The 20,791-nt window shown below is 49.1% G+C and carries 20 protein-coding genes and 1 pseudogene; 9 read left to right on the top strand and 12 right to left on the bottom strand.

The window, feature by feature from the left end; translation table 11 throughout:
* Positions 1-55: 55 nt before the first annotated feature.
* The 8 genes from DEF47_RS11125 to DEF47_RS11090 all read right to left on the bottom strand — a co-directional run bounded on the left by DEF47_RS11125 (position 56) and on the right by DEF47_RS11090 (position 8,693).
* Entirely contained in the window at positions 56-3,319 is a 3,264-nt protein-coding gene (locus DEF47_RS11125) for a tetratricopeptide repeat protein (RefSeq protein ID WP_012189822.1), read from the bottom strand.
* Positions 3,306-4,202 (bottom strand): hypothetical protein, encoded by an 897-nt coding sequence (locus tag DEF47_RS11120; RefSeq protein WP_012189823.1) that lies wholly within the window; start codon positions 4,200-4,202, stop codon positions 3,306-3,308. The genes DEF47_RS11125 and DEF47_RS11120 overlap by 14 nt, the downstream gene beginning before the upstream one ends.
* A gap of 64 nt (positions 4,203-4,266) precedes the next feature.
* Positions 4,267-5,451: an NAD(P)/FAD-dependent oxidoreductase gene (locus tag DEF47_RS11115; protein ID WP_353845059.1), complete on the bottom strand. Its 1,185-nt coding sequence runs from the start codon at positions 5,449-5,451 to the stop codon at positions 4,267-4,269.
* A gap of 67 nt (positions 5,452-5,518) precedes the next feature.
* Entirely contained in the window at positions 5,519-6,226 is a 708-nt protein-coding gene (locus tag DEF47_RS11110) for a DUF881 domain-containing protein (RefSeq protein ID WP_012189825.1), read from the bottom strand.
* The gene (locus tag DEF47_RS11105) at positions 6,223-6,972 is read right to left on the bottom strand and encodes a DUF881 domain-containing protein (protein WP_012189826.1); all 750 of its coding nucleotides are present in this window, start codon (positions 6,970-6,972) and stop codon (positions 6,223-6,225) included. Before DEF47_RS11105 ends, DEF47_RS11110 begins: the two co-directional genes overlap by 4 nt.
* A gap of 15 nt (positions 6,973-6,987) precedes the next feature.
* The gene (locus DEF47_RS11100) at positions 6,988-7,452 is read right to left on the bottom strand and encodes a YajG family lipoprotein (RefSeq protein WP_012189827.1); all 465 of its coding nucleotides are present in this window, start codon (positions 7,450-7,452) and stop codon (positions 6,988-6,990) included.
* Positions 7,453-7,501: 49 nt separating this feature from the next.
* A complete protein-coding gene (locus DEF47_RS11095) occupies positions 7,502-8,305 on the bottom strand; it encodes an isopentenyl phosphate kinase (protein WP_012189828.1) in 804 nt (267 codons plus the stop codon).
* Positions 8,298-8,693: a hypothetical protein gene (locus tag DEF47_RS11090; RefSeq protein WP_012189829.1), complete on the bottom strand. Its 396-nt coding sequence runs from the start codon at positions 8,691-8,693 to the stop codon at positions 8,298-8,300. The genes DEF47_RS11095 and DEF47_RS11090 overlap by 8 nt, the downstream gene beginning before the upstream one ends.
* A 272-nt stretch (positions 8,694-8,965) precedes the next feature.
* On the opposite strand from DEF47_RS11090, the gene DEF47_RS11085 reads away from it, so the two are divergent.
* Positions 8,966-9,334 carry a hypothetical protein gene (locus tag DEF47_RS11085; protein ID WP_012189830.1) on the top strand — a complete coding sequence of 123 codons (369 nt, stop codon included), beginning with the start codon at positions 8,966-8,968 and terminating at the stop codon, positions 9,332-9,334.
* Between the two features lie 321 nt (positions 9,335-9,655).
* On the opposite strand, the pseudogene DEF47_RS11080 reads toward DEF47_RS11085, so the two are convergent.
* Positions 9,656-10,422: pseudogene (locus DEF47_RS11080) on the bottom strand (transposase).
* 58 nt (positions 10,423-10,480) lie between these two features.
* Between DEF47_RS11080 and DEF47_RS11075 the strand changes: the two are divergent.
* The 7 genes from DEF47_RS11075 to DEF47_RS11050 all read left to right on the top strand — a co-directional run bounded on the left by DEF47_RS11075 (position 10,481) and on the right by DEF47_RS11050 (position 17,867).
* Positions 10,481-11,575 carry a hypothetical protein gene (locus DEF47_RS11075; protein ID WP_041304443.1) on the top strand — a complete coding sequence of 365 codons (1,095 nt, stop codon included), beginning with the start codon at positions 10,481-10,483 and terminating at the stop codon, positions 11,573-11,575.
* Between the two features lie 147 nt (positions 11,576-11,722).
* The gene (locus DEF47_RS11070; RefSeq protein WP_012189833.1) at positions 11,723-13,903 is read left to right on the top strand and encodes a hypothetical protein; all 2,181 of its coding nucleotides are present in this window, start codon (positions 11,723-11,725) and stop codon (positions 13,901-13,903) included.
* Between the two features lie 22 nt (positions 13,904-13,925).
* Entirely contained in the window at positions 13,926-14,129 is a 204-nt protein-coding gene (locus tag DEF47_RS11065; RefSeq protein ID WP_041304445.1) for a hypothetical protein, read from the top strand.
* 93 nt (positions 14,130-14,222) lie between these two features.
* The gene (locus tag DEF47_RS25175; RefSeq protein ID WP_353845058.1) at positions 14,223-14,306 is read left to right on the top strand and encodes a GNAT family N-acetyltransferase; all 84 of its coding nucleotides are present in this window, start codon (positions 14,223-14,225) and stop codon (positions 14,304-14,306) included.
* Between the two features lie 178 nt (positions 14,307-14,484).
* Positions 14,485-15,168: a ribulose-phosphate 3-epimerase gene (rpe, locus tag DEF47_RS11060; RefSeq protein ID WP_012189835.1), complete on the top strand. Its 684-nt coding sequence runs from the start codon at positions 14,485-14,487 to the stop codon at positions 15,166-15,168.
* 490 nt (positions 15,169-15,658) lie between these two features.
* Positions 15,659-16,993, top strand: coding sequence for a DUF2029 domain-containing protein (locus DEF47_RS11055; protein ID WP_012189836.1), 1,335 nt, complete (start codon positions 15,659-15,661; stop codon positions 16,991-16,993).
* 106 nt (positions 16,994-17,099) lie between these two features.
* On the top strand, positions 17,100-17,867 hold the full coding sequence (locus DEF47_RS11050) for a superoxide dismutase (protein WP_012189837.1): 768 nt from the start codon (positions 17,100-17,102) through the stop codon (positions 17,865-17,867).
* 54 nt (positions 17,868-17,921) lie between these two features.
* Here the strand turns inward: DEF47_RS11050 and ruvB are convergent, their stop codons facing one another.
* Positions 17,922-18,956: a Holliday junction branch migration DNA helicase RuvB gene (gene ruvB / locus DEF47_RS11045; protein WP_502697252.1), complete on the bottom strand. Its 1,035-nt coding sequence runs from the start codon at positions 18,954-18,956 to the stop codon at positions 17,922-17,924.
* Positions 18,957-19,102: 146 nt separating this feature from the next.
* Between ruvB and DEF47_RS11040 the strand changes: the two genes are divergently transcribed.
* Entirely contained in the window at positions 19,103-20,131 is a 1,029-nt protein-coding gene (locus tag DEF47_RS11040) for an STAS domain-containing protein (RefSeq protein WP_012189839.1), read from the top strand.
* Positions 20,132-20,324: 193 nt separating this feature from the next.
* On the opposite strand, the gene DEF47_RS11035 is transcribed toward DEF47_RS11040, so the two are convergent.
* Positions 20,325-20,489, bottom strand: a complete 165-nt coding sequence (locus tag DEF47_RS11035) for a hypothetical protein (RefSeq protein ID WP_287045131.1) — start codon at positions 20,487-20,489, stop codon at positions 20,325-20,327.
* A gap of 6 nt (positions 20,490-20,495) precedes the next feature.
* Positions 20,496-20,765: a hypothetical protein gene (locus DEF47_RS11030; protein WP_041304447.1), complete on the bottom strand. Its 270-nt coding sequence runs from the start codon at positions 20,763-20,765 to the stop codon at positions 20,496-20,498.
* Between the last annotated feature and the right edge of the window lie 26 nt (positions 20,766-20,791).

Here is a 20,791-nt window from a genome sequence, read left to right as displayed (position 1 = left end):
GGATTCCCCCTCGCCTCGCGTGCGGGAGAGGGGGTCAGGGGGTGAGGGCATGGATTTAGCGTTGCAGCGAATCAAGCAAACCCTCAATCCGTTGTTGAACCTTTGGCTCACGAGTGCTAGCCAAAGCTTGGGTTAATTTTTGAATCGCTTCAGGAATTTGGCCAACCTCGATATATGCCGAGCCTTGAGCTTCAAGCAATACCGTCCGCTCCTCAGGGTTGGCTTGATGTTGCTCAATCGCAATATCAATTAATGTAATCGATTCGCTCTCAAATTGGGCAATTCGTGCCCATTCGGCTTCGCTGCATGGATTGGCTTTACAACGGGCTAACTCAGTTAATGCCCAATTATGATAAGCCAGCGCCTGAAGGCGTGCATCATATTGGCGGCTATTGACAATCGCTGTATATTGCTGACTAGCTTCTTCCCAATCGCTGTTTTGACTCGCCAAGACGGCTTCTTCTAAAACCATGGGTCGTTCAAACATCGCAGTGGTTTGAGCTGCCTCGCGTAAACGATCGTCAGCTGCCGCCGCTTCGTTGCCCTGCACAGTATAGGCATAGGAGCGAGCATGATAGAACTCGCGCCACACCGTTTCACGAACAATCAACATTGCTGCCAGCAACAAACCAAAACCAACAATTGTCACCCCAGCTCGCCAACGACGATCTCGGCCACGTCGCACGCCCAGTTGATAAATACCTTCGCTAAAAACATAGACCCCAGCAATAAACAGCGACACACTGAAAATCGGCACGCGCACAATTGAGCCATCGGTGATGATAAACAGCACCATCACAATCAACCCAATTGTCGCCGCCAACGCTGGCAAACGCTCATCTAAAGCAAATTCGTTATCCAGCCGTAATGGGCGAATCACGGTCCAGAAAATTGTTGGGCCAATTAGCAAAATACCGCTAAATGCCAACAATTGGAGCACTGAATAGAACGTCGCTGGCAAAAACTCAGCAATATTGGGAATCCAGCCATTGACGCTGGTGATCAGCAGAATCAGCAACACCGTGCCAACCCCAATCACCGAACCCCAAACACTGCGCAGCAAGCTAATATCAGCGCTCAGATAGCGAATCGTTGCGCCTGCTTCACTCGCCCGTTTATCAATCAGGTACAGCAAGGTATTGTACCAACCAGTAATTCCATCAATTCGGAGTAACGGCTGCATCGTCGAGCGCACAAAACTGCGCGAAAATACCATCAATGGGCGTTTCCAAACCCGCCGATCAGCAGTGATGATTTCGGTCACATCTTTCCATTTGATTCGATGCGATTCTTGGCCATATTGATCTTGATGAATCAGCTCATTGGGGGTGATGATATGCACAATTGGCTGATTATTACGCAACTGATTCATCGGCATGCGCCACAGCACAATCAAGCCCAGCACACTATAGCCAATCCCCGTCAATACCAACATCGTTAATGGCGCGATAATCAGCCGATACCATGGAAAAACATAGACATCGGGCGCTGGCAAAACCAAATTGCTGCTCGATTGAATGATCGTTTGGGCCTGAAGCGTTGGCGCAACGATCGCAGCAAACACCAAAATCAACGGAATCAACAGAGTTTGGCCAACTTGCAAATAGGGCAAGAGGAAGCGCGGAAAGCGTGCGACAAAGCGTTGGGTTGGCTCATCACGCAGAATTTCGCCAATTTCGCTGGGGTAGCTTAATTCCGAGCGCCGCCAACTGCGTAATTCATATAAAATCCGTTCGCGGCTAAGCACCGAGCCAATACCACGCGCACGGGTCAAACCTTCTTTGTAGGCAGCTAAGGCTGCTTCAGCCTGACCTGATTCTTGTAAGGCACGGCCTAGCGTGGTCAAAGCTCGTGATTCCCAACGCCCATCATCAACCGCCCGAAATACAGTCAAGGCTTGATTCACAACTTCAATTGCTTGAGCATAATCTTGTTTGGCGATTAATGCACGGGCAAAGGTTACCTGAACCCGAGCTTTACGATAAGGTTCCTCGCAGCCAGGTCGTGCCAAACTTTGCTGCGCCAAAGCAATTGCTTCATCAACACTGCCAAACAACACATCAATATCGATCAAACGCATCTCGCAGCGAATCATATTGACTTGATCGTTCTGCTGGCGGAAGATCGTATACGCCGCCATGGTTTGGTCACGCGAGGCACGGAAAATTCGCGCTAGTAGCCAATTTTGGTAGCGCAGCAAAATCACGGGCTTCGGCACAGCCGCACCTAAACGCCGCAAAATGCTCACCAAAATAAACATCGGAATGATTGCAATTGACTGGAACAGTTTGGCAAAGGCTCGCGCAATCGGATATTTCTGAATTTGTGGTTGATGCCAGCCACCTGAGCTAATCGCAATTTCATTATAGGCATCGGCAATTCCAAGGTGCGCTTCGGCCTGCTGAGCTGGCTCGATTTTGGGAGTTGCCAAGGCTTTTTGATACGACAAGATCGAAGCCGACCATTTGCCCGCCTCAACTTGCACATCGCCGAGGCTGATTGCTACCAAAACCTGCAACTCAGAGTCAAGATCATCGCGCTTGAGCAAAATTTCAAAGCAACTAATCGCCTCGTCAAGCCGCACCATGGCAAAATTCATCTTGCCGCGATAATACAGCAGCCAATCGCGCACCAACGGGGCAAGAATATTGCTTTGCTCTTCGGCGGCCAACAAAATTGCCTCGGCCTCAGCCATGCGATGGGCAGTAAAAGCGCCCTCGAACAAATTGCGAAAGCGCAACAAAGCTCGTTCAACCCGCGCCGCGACGACTGCCTGAGTCAAGAGCCAAGGATTATTATCATCTTGTTTTTGATGCTTAACGCTGGTTGTCGAGGCGAGAAGCAAATCGTAGGTGACAATTTCCCGTAGCCACGTCGCACGATTATCAGCCATGGTCGAACCCATGCGCCGCTCGAAATAGCGATACAAACGCTGCTGAATCGGGTGCAAATCATCGGGGCGCAGCCGCCAATCTTCCAACAAATATTGGCGCACATCGTCGATATAGGCATAACGGCCATCGCCAACTTGGCGCACAAAACTATATTCGATCACTTGCTGGAGAATTTTGGCATTATTGCCATCCTCGCGTTCGCGCAGCACCGCCAAAATTTCTTCATCAAACCAGCGCGGAATCGCACAACGGCGCATCACCTCGGCCTGACCAGGCTTCATGCTTTCAAGAATTTGGGTGATCGAGAGTTGCAAGGCATTGCTGACGGTTGGCATAATCGGCGTGCCACAGCGCGGACAAAATAGGGTAGTAGGGCGCAAGACAGTTTCGCATGTAGGACATTGATGCGTTTCAGAGCCAGTCATCATCGCCTCCACTATCTTGTGAGCGTAGGATATTATCAGCCAACATCGCGAGCAGTTGGGGTTGTCCGGTGCTACCTTGAAAGAGCGCTTTAATTACATTTGGATCATCGATAAGGCCGCGCCGCTGAACCAAATATTCCTTAACATACGGTTCAGAAAAGAGATCCAGCCCAGTTCGCGCAATCATCCGATCCCACTGATTATCGAGTTTGGGCACCGAACGCCCAGCAATCACCACTACCACATTTTGAATCAAGCCATCGCGCACCCGCGGCAAAAGATGGCCCATGAGCCAAGCTTCAGCTTCGACCGTGACTTTATCATAGGTATCAAAGAAAAAACAGAGTGGGCCTTGGGCCGCCAAAGCGGTTAAACATTCAAAAAACGCCAAGGTCAAGCGATCTTGCAAGGCCTGGCGCACAACCGCATTATCAGCATTAATCACAAACGAATTATCTTTGATCACATTGCCAGCAACTACCTCGCCAACATTCACATTCGAGCCTGAGAACGTATTGCCCTGGCCCAAGAGATTGTTGATGGCATTGGTGTTGGCCGTGCCCGTTTCGATCCGCACGGTTGGCTGAGTTACTTCGTTGAGTGCTTGGGTAAATTGATTAAACGCCGCTGGCCCCAAACCATCGCGGGCACGGCGCAACATCGCCAAATAATCATAAACAACACTATCGGCAAAATCAATTTCAGTATTCGGAATGCCCCGCCGCTGACATTCAGCTCGCATAAATTCGACAGTCCACGATTTACCCAACCCACCGCCAGCCTCAATCATCATGATGCGTTTGGGCGTTTCGCCTTGCACCATCTTCACAAAGCCAGCAGTTTGTTTTTCGCGGTTTACAAATAGTTTGTCGATACTCTGCATAGGCGTTGCTCAACACTCCATTCAAGCCTGCGCCTGCCTCAACCGACGCAGGCTTGAAACACCCCTAGATTACATTGCGCTCAGCGTGTAGTTCGCCAGCAGCAAAGCGTTCGATTCGCAGCTCGTCAATCTCGATTGAGTGAGCGCGGCCATCAAGAATTTCTTCGGCAATCAGCAAACCAGTCGCGGGCGCATGCATCACGCCATGGCCGCTAAATCCGGCGGCATTCAGCCAATTAGGGCAATTGGGCATCCGGCCTAAAATAGGTAGGTGGTCGGGCGTAATTTCATACGAGCCAGCCCACGATTGGCGCTCGGAAAGCCCCGCCCGCTCCAAAATTGGAAAACGATTGAGCATGGCTTCCAAGACCGTATCCAGCCAATCCCAATCGACCGTTGTATCGTGTGATGATGGCTCGTTGAGATTACTCAAGCCCATCAGCACCGTCTCTTGCTCTTTGCGAATATAGGCTCCCGTGCCAACATCAATTGTTAGCGGAATATCCTTGGGCAAGGCCGGAAATGGATCGGAAACATAGATGCAGCGGCGATACGGCTTGATCGGAATCTCGAAGCCAGCGGTTTTGCCAACCTCGCCAGCATAAGGGCCAGCAGCATTGACCACATACTTGCAATGAATCGTGCCTTGGGGTGTTTGCACCCCAACCACCTGATCATCGGCAAATTCAAAGCCCAACGCCGGAGCATCGCGTAAAACCTTCACGCCCAACTCTCGGGCTTTGTTCAAATAGCCCATTGCAATGCCATGCGGGTCAACAAAGCCATCTTCGGCACAATAGGTTGCGCCAACGATATCGCTAATATTTAATTCGGGAATATAGCCAGCGGCCTGTTCTGGCGTAAGCACCTGCACTGGTACATTTAAGCTACGTTGCAATTCGAGCACCGCTTGGTAGGCTTGCCAGGTAGCGGAATCATTAAACAAAAAGAGATAGCCATGTTGATGTAATTCGGCATGGCCGCCAATTTCTTCGGTAAAATGTTTGTAGCGTTCGATGCTATATTGGGAAAGTAAGATATTGGTGCGTGATGAGAACTGATGGCGAACCCCAGCCGCAGAACGAGCAGTCGAGCCAGTAACCTCAACCGCCTCTTTTTCTAACACCACTACCTCGGTACAGCCCCGCGCAGCAAGATGGTAGGCAACAGAAGCCCCAATGATGCCTGCCCCAATAACGACAACCTGTGCTTGGTGAACCATTCCGAACGATCTCCTTTGATGTGCAATGATGTTTGCACTATTGTACCAAAGGATGCTATGGCGTGGCGGCTGATTTTAGCCCAAAATGGCTGTACTATTGGCCCTCTTTGGGCGCAGGTTGGGCATAACGAAACTCAGGTTGGTTGCTAACGCGCGGCATGGTAATCACGTTGGTTGGCTCAATCGTAATATCAACCCCATCAATTTCGTTCCAAATCCGCAACAGGCCGCCAACCCGATTCAATGCGCCCATCAAGGTTTCTTTATCGCCAATAGCCTGAATGGTGTAGGGTGCGTGTTGAATTTGGCCGTCAAGATACAACTCGGCATTGTCATCTTCTTCGATGCGAGTTCGCGCAACGATCCGCCGCCCGTTTATCGCAATCGCTTCGCCGCTGGCATTGCGCACTTCATTGGTCAGGGCAATCACATCGGCAGCTCGCAGGGGATAATTAATGGTAATTGTGACCCCGCCGCCTTGGACTTGCACCGCGCCAGTATGCAATTTATAGCGATTCAAATCGTTGGCCAATTGATCAAGCGTGCTAGTGCCATTCGATTGGGTGCGGCGATAATCTTCATTTTGCTGGCGCAAGGCAATAATTTCGCGCTCAGTCGCCGCGTTACGATCGATCAAGCTAATCATTAATTCGGCACGTTGCTCAGGCGAAAGCTTGACCACATCATTGGCAATATTTTCATAGGTGCGCAGTTGGGTCACTACCGCAAAGCCAATCAACATACACATCAAGGTCAACAAGCTTTGGCGCAAAATCCCGCGCCGAATGCGAAAGCGGTTCATGGCGCAACCTCCAGATGGCGATTGGCCAAGGGGCCAGTGTAGGCTGGCACTTGCACTTGGGCTTTTTGCTTAACATCGACACCAATGCCAAATTCGCGCTGGCGATTCCATAAATCGCTGAGCAAGGGCGAATTACTGGCGGCATTAGCTAGGGTGTTGGGGTCGCCGATTGCGCGAATCGTAAACGGCGGGGCCATTAACTCTTGGTTGATCAAAATCGTTGAGCCAACACAATAGATCGAGGTTTGATCGGTGATGCGCTGATCGTTGATCGAAATTGCCTCAGCGCCGTTGCTCCACAGCACGCCAACCAAGGTCACCAGCTGTTGCTGATGAATGATATAGCGATTCACGTCGGCAACTTCATCGGGTAACGAATTGGCGTTGCTATCGTTGAGAGTCACAACCACGCCTGGCCCGCGCATCGCCACCAAGGCTGCCATTTGTTGCTGCTGATCGATTTGGGTGCGAATTTCTTCAAAGTTGCTTTGGCTGGAGGTTGATTGTTGTTGCAACTCAGCTTGTTCATCGCGTAAACGGCTGAGTTCAGCATTTAATTCTTGCTGATGCTCACGCAGCGTACCGATGCGATCGACGCTCAAACTAGCTGAGCTATTGCGCGAACTACTACTACTCGAAAGTGCCACTTGGGGTCGTACCGACATGAGCATGCCGACAAACAACCCGCCAAAGAGCAAAGCGAACAGCGACAAAATGGCACGATGCTGAGGTAATAGTTGACGCATAGGTGCTCCCGCAGACTATGGCTCGACGCGGATGGTAAATTCGCGCGTATTATTGCTAGTCAGAGTTTCTTGGCTTAGTGGTTCAGCCCGCACAACCAGGCTATAAACATCAGCGTTGGCTGGTATCGCTCCCTCAGGCTCGATCCGTACAACCAAGATTTGGCCTGGAGCCAATTCGGTAACGCTTCTACTACCACTGAGCATAAGTATATCATCACTACTGCGGCGCAAACGCGCATTAACTTTAATATTGTAGGCGGTTAGCAGGCCGCGATTCTCCAAAGCCACCAAAACCGCATATTTATCGCTAATTGGCAAGCGCGAACCTTGCAATGCTGGGTCGAAATCGACGCTGACCACCGCAACATCATAATCATCACTAGCGACTGATTCTGGCGGGGCGGGCTTGGGTTCAACTGCAATTTGGCCACAACCAACCAATAAAAACAGACACCACGTGAATAATTTAAGCCGTTGCATAAAAACCTCCAAAGGCATGGCAGATCATAACTGATCAGCAAACAGGGCATTAATCAAGCTTGATGATCGTGCCAGGGCCATTTAATTGTCCTGATAACGCAGATTGCAACTGTTGAGGACCACAAATCCAAATTTCAAGCTGCGGCGCTTGTTGGACTAATTGCCACATTGCTTCAACTTTATTGCGCATGCCTCCGGTGACATCAACGCCATGCGAGCCACCGAGACGGGCAATAATGGTAGCGTAGTTTGTCCGATTGATCAAAGGAATTGGTTGAGCATCGGCGTGTTGGCGGGGGTCGGCATCATAGACGGCCTGTTCGCCAAGTAGGATGATTTGGGTTGGCTGGAGTGGGCCAACCAAGGCACTAAAAATCCGTTCGGTCGAGGCGATCGTACAACCTTGGGCGACATCAAGCAAGACATCGCCATAAATCACTGGAATCGTTCCAGCAGCCAACAATGTCGCGAGTGGTTGGCTGCCAATTTGTTGAATCTCGCCAGCATTGGCGAGGCTTGAGGCCATCGGTTGAATGCCAATCGCGGGTAAATCGGCATCCAAACAAGCTCCAACCACCGCGCGATTGAGTCGCGCCATAGCATCGGCCACCCGTGCCACGCCCCACCAGCTTTGCTCGTTGATAATGCCCTGAGCAGTTTGATAGCGTTCAGCCCAATAATGGCCAAACGAGCCACCGCCATGGCCCAGCAAGATCGGCTGGTTAGGATGCGCTTGTCGCCAAGCCGATAAATCGGTCACAACCTGCTTGAGCGTTTGATCGACCAAACGTTCGGCGGTGGTTTTATCGGTCAACATCGAGCCGCCAAGTTTGATAAAAATAGGCTTATTCATCGCGAATGATCAAACGCTCCACAACATGGCGACGCAAGGTTCCCTGTTCATCAAACTCTTGCCACTCACGTTGGCGCAAAAAGACCCGTTGCGCGGCAGCAGGTTTGGTTGCCAAGCTGGTGGTTGGGGCTGCGGCAGGTTTTTGACGCTTGCTCAACAAATTCGAGCCAAGATCGACGGCCAAAGCTGCCAAGCCAAGTGCCACCGATTTAGCCACGGGGCTGCGCAAAATCGGCGATTGGCGCAGGCGCGTGGTCAAGCTGGTTGAAGCCTTGGTTGCGAGGCTAGTCGTCGTGGTCGATTGGGCAAGGTCGGCCCCACACCCAGCACAATGAGTTTGGTCGAGGCTATTGCCAGTTTGGCACTGCCAACATGGTCGTTCAAGCATAAGCCACCTCCTTCACAGGTGGTACTATTGTACTAGAAATCTGGTAACACAATGTTGGGGCTAGATGAGAGTTGTGGGGCTAAAGCGCAAGGATTCGCCAAGCGGTTGCTCTCAGCGAATCATTACGGCTGTCCATAGTTACTATTTAGCGCACAATTATTTCACGTAATAGCCTAGCCCGATTAAAGCCAGCATGCAATTTGCCTGGATATCGCTTGTAACGTGGGGCAAACAATATCGTACTAAATGCAAATCATGCAGGGAGAATATGGATGGAGACACTATTTTTTGGCATTATACTGGTAGTTATTGGTCTGATCGTCGCAAGCCACTTAGCCTATCTATCCAAGCAGGAAGAAGCGAAACAGAGATCAAAACAACGCTATCAACAAGCATTGCACGACGCACGTAAAAATCCTCAAGATCCACGTTTAGAAAATGCAGCCCGCTTACATAGAAAGCGTTATATTGAACTGCTTGAAGCAGAACAACGCCAGCGATTGCGTGATGAACAGCCAATTTCTAGGGATATTGAAACTGAAATCGCTCAGGTTAAACAACTCGCGGCTATCGCCAATCGCAAACCTAACCAAAACCCAACTTCATATGCTGAGTGGCAACAACACAATCAGCAAAAGTAAGAATTGAATCCAACCACGAAGACCTATCCTCCTGTGGATGGTTTATTTTTAAGTATGCAAAGCCAGCTTGATCCAACCGTTGTAAATAATCTAAAAACTCGGGCTAGCCCAACATTTTATCAAGCTAGCCCTACTCAATCCTCTCTCCTATTGCCTAACAATAAAGTTCCCCTTTCGCCAAGCTACCTAATAGTGTATGATAGGGTAATTTCATCGCACAGCATAGCAGCGAAACCATTAGGTTAAGTACACTTTACGTCAAGTAACCTAATGGTTATAGTTAAGGGATTGGTGTATGTCTAAATAACCACTATTGCTAGTTCAAATCACAAAATCAAGGAAAGACAATCTTCCATTTGTGAGCTGCAACAATGCATTAAAGCATGCGGCAACAAAGCCCAACCGCATATCCATGCCGCGTGCCGTTCGATGGGTGAGTTTCTTGATCTGAAAGACCCGTTCCAACAAACTAAAGGTGGTTTCAATCAAAAACGGCAGTTCCAGTCACCTTGACCACAGATTTTAATCGGCACGCCATCATCCTCGTCAGCGCGAACGCGAAACCCACGATCACCAAGCGCAATCGTTTGCCCGGCCCGCCATGCAACGACATCGCGAAATTCCTGATCACTGACGTTGGCGGGGAGCCACGACCATTCGACGACCTCGCCGCGCTGATTAATCAGCCATGCCAGCTTAATGCCCACGATCCAGCGGTGATTTGAGATGCCTTTCTTGCCTAGAGGTGCGCTGCTCCGCCCTTCGCGCCGGGGATGGATCACCGCAATCCCAATAGAGTCAATAATGCCAAGGATCGTGGGATCGGCCAAAAACTGGTCGGTATACCCATGCGCCTTGACCAGCACCCGATACAGCCGCGATTGTTCTGGCAATGCGGGGAAGAGATGGCGGTAATTGGCCGACAACCAGCGATAAAAGGCGCGATAACTGCGACCTTTGAGGGCCAACAACAACCCAATGGTGACAACTTCACTCGGATGAAGATTGGCCAGTGGATGCTTTTTGACAGCAGCGAGCCGATCATCGACAATACAAAACACGCGGATGATACTGTCGTCTGTGGGCATACTCGTTCTCCGGATGATGTGATTTCAGCACTCCCATCATAGAGGACGAGTTTGTTTTTTGCGAATCCATGGCCATGGATACGAACAAGCGACAAAACACGTTTTTGAACTAGCAACACTGGTTAAATATGACCAATTAAATCTTGAACAACTTGAAGAGTTACTAATCCAAAATCGGCGTAACCTCCATAAGCTTGAAATTCAAATTGCCCAATATGGAGGATTAATGTCTGCTCCACTGCTACTTATGAATCAACGGGAACTTACAAAAGATGAATTAAACTTAATTCAGGCAACAATTGATCGAAAAACAGGCAATCAAACATTACAACAATCAAATACGTCAATCCAGCAACAATCAGCAAATAAAAATACATCCAATCAAGCGACCCATTCTTCAATCTCTAATCCTAAATTGAAACTCAACGAACCAAGAGCTATTATCATAGGTGCGATAATCACCGCCTTGGCAACCATTTTAGTGATACTTAAACCTTTCGGGTTAGGTTCAAACGATACATTTAATTATCAAGTTGAGGTATTAGATACTTCAACCAACAAGCCAATTGGCCTAGCTAAAGTGACGATAACCTTGCCAAATCTAGCACCGCTTGAGGCCTTTAGCGATAATAACGGTTTTGCCCGACTATCCATTGGTGATCAATATAATGATCAAGCAGGAATTTTGAGGCTTGAAAAAACTGGTTACGATTCAGTAATATTTAATGTCGATATTCAAGCTGATCGCTTACCAAAACAAATCAAGCTTACTCCAAATCAATCAAATACCCCTCAACCTACCGCGACCGAGGCAGCGGCAGCAGCAACCCCAGAGACAGGATCAGGTATACCAACAGCAGGAGGCGCTACAGCACCACTATTAATCGGCTGTTGGAATAATGATAGCAAACCGCGTAACATTACAAATATCAATATTCGCGAAAGTGCTGACGGAATTAAAATTGGGTTCAAGGCCAATTGTGCCGATAGCGCAATTACCGATGAGCAAGATGCAGTCATTTCTGCCGAGAATGAAATTAGGCTGAGCCAGGTTGATGAAACTTGGACTTTTAGCCTCAGGCCAGATGGAACCCTGCGGCTCGCAATCGAAGGCCAAACTGGTTTTGAGGAATTAACATTTTACAAGAAATAGACACCCGCAGACTATTTATTAAGTGACTACGGCTCAATAACCACCCATGATTAAATAGGTCGCGTGATAAGTCTGTGCGCACATTTTGTGCATAGCTTAGTATGGTAGAACTTAATTACTTGCTTAATTGAGAGGATATCAGCAGCGATGCGTTCTACTATCCGCTTATTAATCGGTCTAGCTATTGCGGGAGTGCTCTTGCTCGGCTCACGCTTGGGGGTGAATGCCTACCAACCAGCTAGAGGCTTACCAATTGCAGGAACATGGGACACCACATTTGCCCAAAACTTGCAGCAACCAGCAACAATCTCCTCATTGACGATCGACCAAAACGGAGATTTGTATGTGCTGGGGGATTTTCACTATGTTAATGGTCAAGCAATTAATGGATTAACCAAATGGGATGGGACAACGTGGGAAACCTTTAACTTGGAACCCGATGATATTAATAAAATTCGCGCAGTTACGACCTATAGCGATACGCTCTATATCGCTGGACGATTTAAGACCCTTCAACAGCAGATCCTCAATGGGGTTGCGGCTTGGAATGACACGACCTTCCAAGCCTTAGGTTCAGGCCTCAGCGGAACGCTTGAAGAAGCCGCAGCCGAACCAATCGCCTATGCCCTGCACGTTTATAGCGATACATTGTATATTGGAGGGAACTTTAGTTTTTTTAATGGTGGTGAGTCCTATGGGATTGCCCAATGGAATGGAGCCGGGATTGCCCAATCTGTTGAATTCAATAGTACTGTTGGCAGCTTCATCAGCACACCAGAAGGAATAATTGCTGCTGGAGAATTCTGGACTGTTAACTTTGAACCTGCCCAGCTTGCTCGGCGTGAATACAATCGCTGGACTCCGATCAATTTTGGCTGGCCCAGCATGACACTACAAGCCTATACCATTCATGACACGCCGTATCTTGTAACACGATCACGGTATGCACCCTATCCAAGCCAACTGTATCGTTGGCAGAATAGTCAAAGACAGCTAATTGGGCCAACTCATCCTGGGGCAATTGATATGCTGGTTGGCTTTGATGATACGTTTTATATGCAAAGCGGGAATAAACTTTGGTTCTTAAATCAAAATCAATGGGTTCCAGCTCAATTGCCTTTCGAGATATCAAAACTTACTGCGTTAGCATCGGATGGGGAAACGCTGTACCTGGCTGGCGATTTAACCGTTGATGGTCAATCGCGCCAATTGGTTGCGTGGGATGGCTCCACCACCCAATCACTTGGGAGCTTTGTTGGTAAACAGAATGTACAGAGCATAACTGGGGATTTTGGGCAACCCATGATCGCGACCAAGCCGATAACTGTTAGCAATTCAGGCACGATTCAACGCTGGAATGGCAGCCAATGGAATACACTAGCCTTTGGCGATACAACTATCAGTGAAGCCCAGCTGCAAACGTTGGGACAACGGGCGTATGTGTTGTTGAACGTTCCCCGTGCATTGAATAGTGCTGCTCCGGCCAGCAATATTTGGCATTGGGAGAATGAGAGCTGGCAAAGTGGTGTGCTCAGCACTACTAGCTCTATTAAATGGCATCGATCGGGCCAACAATTGTTTACCGTTCTTCTTCCACTCCAATCGAATCTCCCAATTACTGGGGTAGTGGAGTTTGACGGAGAAACCTTGACCCAACGACTAGCTATTAACTCGCTCTCGCCCTATGAGGAACAAGTTTTTGTCCATCACAATGAGTTTTACTTGCTGATTATTGCGCCATGGCAGTGGGTTGATTTTCTCCATATTTACAAATGGGATGGAATTTATTGGCAATCGCTGCCAACCCAAAGCTTAGCCAAAATTGATCATTATTTTGCTGCATGGAACAATCAGTTGTATATGGCCAATACCGATGGTCAATTGTATCGCTTTGATCAAGCGATGCAACCAATTCAAATCGCCCAATTTGACGGGCCGATTACTACCATGCAAAGCCTCGAAGGTGGTGGTTTATATATCGGTGGCGATTTTATGCAGGTCGATGGCGTAACAACTGGCCCAATCGCTCGTTTTGATGGCACAACCTTTCGTGGCTTGCCAAGCTATCCCAATGGTACAGTGCGTAAACTTGCCGTCGATTATAACCAGTTATATATAGTTGGCGACTTTAGCAAAGTCGGCCAAGTTGATTCATTAGGCGTTGCCGTATTCAGCTTTGCTACGCCAGAATTAACCCCAACACCGACCAATACGCCAACGCCCACCAGCACGCCAACGCCAACACCAACAGCGACTATTTCACCTACACCAGCAGAAATATCATATCGAGTTTATGCACCGCTTACATGGGCTAAGCCAGAAGAATAATCAAGCAGAAAGAGATCGGGCAATGAAGTTTCGCTTTCAGCCAATTGAATGTGGTGCGATTACAGCATTGATCGTTAATTATTACAACCAACTACCCACTCATGTCGATTCATTTTTTGAGGATCGTTTGCTGCATGCCGAGGTTCCAGCTTTGGCTCGATCAAACAGTGATTGGATTAACAGCCATACACGACGCTCGCACGATTGGGCATTTTTCGCTCCATAAAGGCTATCAACAATATGGTCAACTAGCATTTGAGCAGGCCAAAAAAGTAGCCAAGGAACAAGCAGCATTTGTTCCAAACCAACGATCATCGGTATGCATATCAATCAAGCCTATCGACAACAAGGTTTTGGTACGCGCCTCATTCAAGCTCTGATTCGCCATTGTCAAAGCCAATAGATTCAGTCAAGCGCTGGTTGCTGGTACTACAACCACAATTCCAAAAAACCTTAGAACGCGCAGGGATGGATAGCCCAACCCGCTTATTGAAGGTTGAATTCTGATCGTGCTGCTGCCAAACGACTGGAAAATGTATGCTTTAATAGGGAGTGCCTAGTTAAACACAACGAGGAGTTTTATGCCAATCGGATACCATGCTGGACGCGCTATCGAACTAACCCCATCAATTTTATCGGCCAATTTTGCCAACCTTGGAGCCGATGTTCAAGCTGCCGACGAAGTGGGCTGTAGCTGGATTCAGGTCGATGTGATGGATGGACATTTTGTGCCCAACCTAACCTTTGGCCCACCCGTGATTCAGGCAATTCGGCCTTTTTTCAAAGGCACGTTGGATGTCCACTTGATGGTCAGCAACCCCGATGCACTGCTTGAAGCATATGCCAAGGCCGGAGCTAACCATATCACAGTGCATCAAGAGGCGAGTGTGCATCTCCATCGCACCATTCAGCGCATCCACGAGCTTGGTTGTACCGCAGGCGTAGCACTCAATCCAGCAACGCCGGTCAGCAGCCTCGACGATATTATTGAAGACCTCGATTTGGTATTAATTATGTCGGTCAATCCTGGTTTTGGTGGCCAGAGCTTTATCGAACGCAGCTTGGCTAAAATTGCAGCCGTGCGAAGTTTACTCGATCAGCGTCACCATGAAGCGGTAATTCAGGTTGATGGGGGGGTTAAACCTAGCAATATCGCCAGCGTCGTGCAGGCAGGTGCGACTAACCTGATTGCAGGCTCGGCTTTTTACTCATCAACCATCACGCCCCACCAAGCGTGGGATGCTTTTGTCGCCGCTTTAGCATGACTTAAGTCACCCACGAAATCACCCATGATAGGGAATGTCAATCTAGGAGTAATGGCCTATACTCGTTGGCATCTCCTTCTCCTCTCTTCTCTCGCTAGAGCCCCGCAACTGCGGGGTTTTGGCGTTAATGGGCTTTTTTAAATGCGGTGCTGACAGGTTGGTAAAGTCCCACGTTTACCAACCTGCCAACTGCCCTGATGCTTCCAAACCACAGGAGCGCCGCAATGAGAGTGTGTAGGCTTAATATAGCAAGTTGCAGTTCCAAGGGTAGTTCCAAGTAGGTAGCATTTTGGTTCCAAGTTGAATCTTGATCCACGAAGGACACGAAGGACACGAAACGGATTGCACGAATTTCACCAACTACTGTGCCTAGCCCCTGAACCCTCGCATTACTCTACGCCCATTGCGTTCAATTCCCCTCTGTTCTACGTTCTTTTTTTGCCTCGTAGGCTATACTAAGCCTCGCAGTATTTAGGATGAAAGGTTGATTATGCGATTTCCTTGGCGGCGGCTAGGTACGATCGTTGGTTGGCTGATATTTGGGGCATGGGTAGGATTTGGCTATAACATCGTCGCGCAGAGTGGGCAACAGGGCGTGCAAACTGTCGATTTCCAAAGCTATGCCTTGGCAGCCGAACGCATGCAACAACAGGCAAATCCCTATCCTGAAATCTCTGAGGCGCAAGCGATGTGGCGCAGCGTGCATCTGTGGGAGCAGCGCATGCTCAATGCGCCAGATCCTACGGCCAAACTGGCGGTTAAAGCCCAGTATGATCAAGTTGGGCAGATCGTTGGGCCATATTTGTACCCGCCCACTTTAGCCTCAATTGTGGCTGGTTTGCAGCTTAGCGGCCTTGGTATGGCTACAATCTTGAGTATTGCAACGATTATATTTGTGGGATTTTGGCTCTACCTAACCAACCAAAGTAGTGCTTGGACAATTTGGGTTATACTCAGCATGGAGTGTTTGATTGGTATTGTAGCGGGCAATATCGAGTTTGTACTGCTGCTTGGCAGTTTGGTTGGCGGTTACTGGGCGCTCTATCACTCACGTCTTGCTGCCGCCCTCATTATTGCGCTCATGCTCTTGATCAAGCCGTTTTATGCCTTGTTTTTTGTGGCTTTGGCGCTGCTGGCCTATTGTAATCTCGCCGATCAGGCTGCTCGCCATGCCTTGATTAAACGGATTGCGAGCATCGCAGCAATCGCCTTGGGACTCATTGGACTCGAAATTTGGCGCTGGGATCGTGCGCTGCGGCAGGAAACGTTTAACTATTTAACCCATACCTTGGAATATCAATGGTTCAACTTTCCAGCTGCCGAGCAAAGCCCAATGAGCATGTGGAATCGCACACCCTTGCAAGGCTTGATTAATCTTGGAATTGCGCCAAGTGTTGCCCAAACCCTAGCATTTGGGTTATGGCTATTGGTGTTGGGGCTAAGTTGTTGGTTAGTTTGGCGCAAACAATTGGGCTTTACCATGCTCTATGGTCTGAGCTTTATCTTGTTGTATTGGGGGCGGCCTGTGGGTTGGTCGTTTTCATTTATCGAATTGATTGTGCTGAGTTTGGCGTGGCCTTGGCTCAAAATGTGGGGCAAAATTAGCCTTGGTAGCGCCATGCTTGGCCTCATTGGCTCGCGTTGGATCGCGCTCATGCTCACGGCCCAAGCCCAGGGGATGCCACTCAACACCCTACAAACCAACACCTTCGCATGGGAATCGTGGTTGGTGTTACCACTGTGTCTAGGCTGTTTAGGCTATGCTATTCATCAGCAATCCCAACAACCTAGCACCTTGAACAAGCAACAAATGGTCATTAATTAGCTCATTTTCAATAAAATATCAACAATTACCGCTATTTTGGCTAAAACCAAAGCGTGAATTTAGACGAATGGTTGCAACAGGAACTGTCTATTGGAGGTTGTTGATAATGTCAGAACGTTTCAATCTATCGCGGCGAGGATTTTTGGGCGCAGTAGGCTTGGGCAGTTTGGCGGCGATTTGGGGCAGCAAAGGGGCCAGTGCCAAAAAATATGGTGGCGTAGGCAAAACCTTCGATCAAGCTACCGTTCCAACCAATGGCAAATTTACACTTCCAGCGTTGCCCTATGATTATGGCGATTTGGAGCCGCACCTCGATGCTGAAACGATGTACATTCATCATCAAAAACACCATCAAGCACTTGTTACCAATTTAAATGCAGCCTTGGCCGATTACCCTAAATTGCAAAGCATGAATGTTGCCGAACTACTGCATGGCTTGAGCAGCTTGCCGAGCGCGATTCAAACCGCTGTGCGAAACAACGCTGGCGGTCATGCCAACCATGCAATTTGGTGGGCAACCCTCTCGCCAAAAGGTGGCGGCAATGCTGGTGGCGCATTGGCCGCTGCAATTAATGCCAAATATGGCTCATTCAATAGTTTCAAAACCACGTTTAATGATATTGCGGCACGGCGGTTTGGTTCAGGCTGGGGTTGGCTCTCAACCGATAGCAAAGGCACGCTCTATCTGGCCAGCTATCCCAACCAAGATAGCCCGTATATGGAAGGCTTAACCCCGTTGCTTGGGGTTGATGTGTGGGAGCATGCCTACTACTTGAAGTTCCGCCAAAAACGCGCCGAATTTTTGAGCGCTTGGTGGAATGTGATCAATTGGGGCGAAGTTGGGCGACGCTACGATCTGGCAATCGCTAAATAATCCAGCAAAACAGGCTGTTGGTATCAATCAACAGCCTGTTTTTATGTCAACTATCTACTGCTCTAAATTAAAGCTAGCTTGTTGAGTATCGGCTGGGCGCGACGCTTCGGGAAAGCTCAAGCCCAGATGATCGTAGGCGCGGCGTGTGGCAATCCGTCCGCGTGGAGTGCGCTGAATAAAGCCAAGCTGTAAGAGATATGGCTCGTACACATCTTCAATCGCATCAACTTCTTCAGCGGTTGCCGCCGCGAGGGTGGTTAAGCCAACTGGCCCACCATTAAACGTTTCGATCAAGGTGCGCAACACCCGCCGATCGTTCTCATCAAGCCCTAGATCATCGATTTCAAGGCTAGCCAGCGCTGCTTGAGCAACTTCGAGTGTAATGTGATTATCGGCCATGACCAAGGCAAAATCACGCACCCGCCGCAACAGACGATTGACGACCCGTGGTGTGCCACGCGCCCGCCGCGCAATCTCCAACGCCCCAGCATCATCCATTGGCGATTTGAGCAAGGCTGCCGAACGTCGCACAATATCAGTCATGGCTTCGAGCGAGTAGAATTCCAGCCGATGCACCGAGCCAAAGCGATCGCGCAAGGGCGAGGTGAGCAAAGCGAGACGGGTTGTCGCCCCAACCACGGTAAAACGCGGTAACTTCAGGCGCAAATTGCGAGCACTTGGGCCTTTGCCCACAATAATATCCAGCGCAAAATCTTCCATCGCTGGATACATCACTTCCTCGACGGCGCGATTCAGGCGATGAACTTCATCAATAAAGAGCAGATCATCTTTTTTGAGGTTGGTTAAAATTGCCGCCAAATCGCCAGCGCGTTCGATCGCAGGGCCAGAGGTAATTTTGATATTCACGCCCATTTCGTTGGCCAAAATGGTTGAGAGCGTGGTTTTACCCAAGCCAGGCGGGCCATAAAACAGGGTATGATCAAGCGGCTCTTTGCGTTGTTTGGCCGCAGCAATCGCAATTTTGAGGTTGGCCAACACTTTTTCTTGACCAATATATTCGGCCAACTTTTTTGGCCGCAAACTTTTCTCCACCACTTGATCCTCTTCGCGAGGCTTGGGTGAAATCATTCGTTGAGCTTGATCAAACGCATCCGACATGGCATCCTCCTACAGCGATTATAGCACAGACGGTCGCATGCAGGCAGGCTTGAATCATCAGCAAAAAAGCCTGTTATAATGCGCCATGCCCAATTTACTCAATAGGTATACCGCGCATGGCCGATCGTCAAATTGCCCTCTGGAATGAAGAACGTGAACAGCGCAAGCGAGCCTTGCAACGTATTTTGATTACTGGCAGTAGTTTTATTTTCCTACTGATTTTATATTATGTGTTCGGGGTTGATCTCAGTGTTGGCCGCAATCAGCTAGCGCTCGGCTGTTTGATTGGAGTGCTGGTTGCCGCCGCGATTTCGGGCTGGCTGGTCAGCATCGATCAGCCAGAATGGGCCACCCACGCGATGTTTATTCCCTACATGCTGATTATTTTGGTGGTGGCAACTCCGGTCGGGGTAACGAGCCGTGGCATGTATGGGTTATTTATTCCAATTGTAGCGGCGGCACTGCTCTTGCCAGCCCGTTGGAGTCTAATTTATGCAGCGCTGGCAGTGGTAGTTTTCGTCAGCACCGATATGTTAAGCCCTCAGCCATTTTCATTAAATACAACTATTCTGAATACATTGTTCGCAGGCGGATGTTTTGGCACCGCCGCCGCTACCACTTCGTTTACTGCCCGCCGCTTACGCCAATTGCTCAAAACTAGCATTGAACATAGCAAGGAGCTTGAGCGCAATCAGGCGGTGCTTGAGGAACGAGTACAAAAACGCACGCTGTATCTTGAAAAAGCGCTCGATGAATTACAACGCTCCAGCGAGACGATTCGCCAAATGAGTGTACCAGTGCTGCCAATCGCCGAACGGGTTTTGGTGTTGCCGCTGGTTGGCAGCATTGACCTCTCACGGGCGGCCTTGCTCAGCGATGAACTGCTGAATACAATCTATCAACGCCGCCCACATACAATTTTGATCGACTTAACGGGATTAACGACGATTGATCAGGTGGTGGCTGAATCGTTGGTACAAACCTTGAGTGCGGTGCGCTTGCTTGGCACCGAGCCAATTGTGGTTGGTTTACGCAGCGAAACCGTCCAAGCCTTGCTCGATACCGGCATTGATATCAGCCATATTCGCACCTTCCGCGATGTGCAAAGTGGGCTGGGTTACGCCACCAGCAAAATTAGTTATTAAGTTCCTGCCCATCATATTTACAAAGGTCTTACGATCACCACCCTTCCGTCCCGCCTCAAGGCGGGAAACGCCAGGGGCTTTAATCCCCCGGCACCCCCTCAAGGACAATTAGCGTGGAGCAAGCATCGATTGATGAAGTACAGAATCGTTGGCAGGAAGGGGCAACATAAAAAACAGCACAATCATTGCACGCTCAATTCAACCAGGCTTTACCAAATTGACGTTCAGCAACAAGTGGAATGCTACGCCAGCCATCAGTAAACATCCACCAGCTATAGATCGCAAACAATCCAACCAATAGCACCACAAAGCCTGCCAAATAGCGTGGATTAACCCGTAAAATCACACTGAACAGCAAAACTATTCACATCAACGCAAAAGCCTGAAGCAACACTCCTTGTTGGAATTTCCACTCCATAACCACTATCCGGCTAGCTTCAGTCAAACTATACAACTGAGGTCGGTTCCAAGCATAATCAACTTCAACCCCCAAAATGATCCAAACCACAGGCATCAGGAAAATAACCACAAGTGCAATCGCATCAATCGAGTTCAATGGCTGCTTAAGCCGATTTTTCAAGCGGATGGCAAGCCGATAAATCCAGGGCAACACCAGCGTAAGGCTCTTTTTCATAAATCCAGTCTCCATTCACTCATTAA

Source organism: Herpetosiphon sp., from assembly GCF_003512625.1.
GTDB lineage: Bacteria > Chloroflexota > Chloroflexia > Chloroflexales > Herpetosiphonaceae > Herpetosiphon > Herpetosiphon aurantiacus.
The sequence above is the reverse complement of the archived record's forward strand: the minus strand, read 5'-3'. Positions and strand labels throughout refer to the sequence as shown.

Bases quoted from the DNA above. Each gene is read 5' to 3' on its own strand.
- DEF47_RS11125 (WP_012189822.1), bottom strand. From the start codon at position 3,319: ATGACTGGCTCTGAAACGCATCAATGTCCTACATGCGAAACTGTCTTG.
- DEF47_RS11120 (WP_012189823.1), bottom strand. From the start codon at position 4,202: ATGCAGAGTATCGACAAACTATTTGTAAACCGCGAAAAACAAACTGCT.
- DEF47_RS11110 (WP_012189825.1), bottom strand. From the start codon at position 6,226: ATGAACCGCTTTCGCATTCGGCGCGGGATTTTGCGCCAAAGCTTGTTG.
- DEF47_RS11105 (WP_012189826.1), bottom strand. From the start codon at position 6,972: ATGCGTCAACTATTACCTCAGCATCGTGCCATTTTGTCGCTGTTCGCT.
- DEF47_RS11100 (WP_012189827.1), bottom strand. From the start codon at position 7,452: ATGCAACGGCTTAAATTATTCACGTGGTGTCTGTTTTTATTGGTTGGT.
- DEF47_RS11095 (WP_012189828.1), bottom strand. From the start codon at position 8,305: ATGAATAAGCCTATTTTTATCAAACTTGGCGGCTCGATGTTGACCGAT.
- DEF47_RS11090 (WP_012189829.1), bottom strand. From the start codon at position 8,693: ATGCTTGAACGACCATGTTGGCAGTGCCAAACTGGCAATAGCCTCGAC.
- DEF47_RS11085 (WP_012189830.1), top strand. From the start codon at position 8,966: ATGGAGACACTATTTTTTGGCATTATACTGGTAGTTATTGGTCTGATC.
- DEF47_RS11070 (WP_012189833.1), top strand. From the start codon at position 11,723: ATGCGTTCTACTATCCGCTTATTAATCGGTCTAGCTATTGCGGGAGTG.
- DEF47_RS11065 (WP_041304445.1), top strand. From the start codon at position 13,926: ATGAAGTTTCGCTTTCAGCCAATTGAATGTGGTGCGATTACAGCATTG.
- DEF47_RS25175 (WP_353845058.1), top strand. From the start codon at position 14,223: ATGCATATCAATCAAGCCTATCGACAACAAGGTTTTGGTACGCGCCTC.
- rpe (WP_012189835.1), top strand. From the start codon at position 14,485: ATGCCAATCGGATACCATGCTGGACGCGCTATCGAACTAACCCCATCA.
- DEF47_RS11055 (WP_012189836.1), top strand. From the start codon at position 15,659: ATGCGATTTCCTTGGCGGCGGCTAGGTACGATCGTTGGTTGGCTGATA.
- DEF47_RS11050 (WP_012189837.1), top strand. From the start codon at position 17,100: ATGTCAGAACGTTTCAATCTATCGCGGCGAGGATTTTTGGGCGCAGTA.
- ruvB (WP_502697252.1), bottom strand. From the start codon at position 18,956: ATGATTTCACCCAAGCCTCGCGAAGAGGATCAAGTGGTGGAGAAAAGT.
- DEF47_RS11040 (WP_012189839.1), top strand. From the start codon at position 19,103: ATGGCCGATCGTCAAATTGCCCTCTGGAATGAAGAACGTGAACAGCGC.
- DEF47_RS11030 (WP_041304447.1), bottom strand. From the start codon at position 20,765: ATGAAAAAGAGCCTTACGCTGGTGTTGCCCTGGATTTATCGGCTTGCC.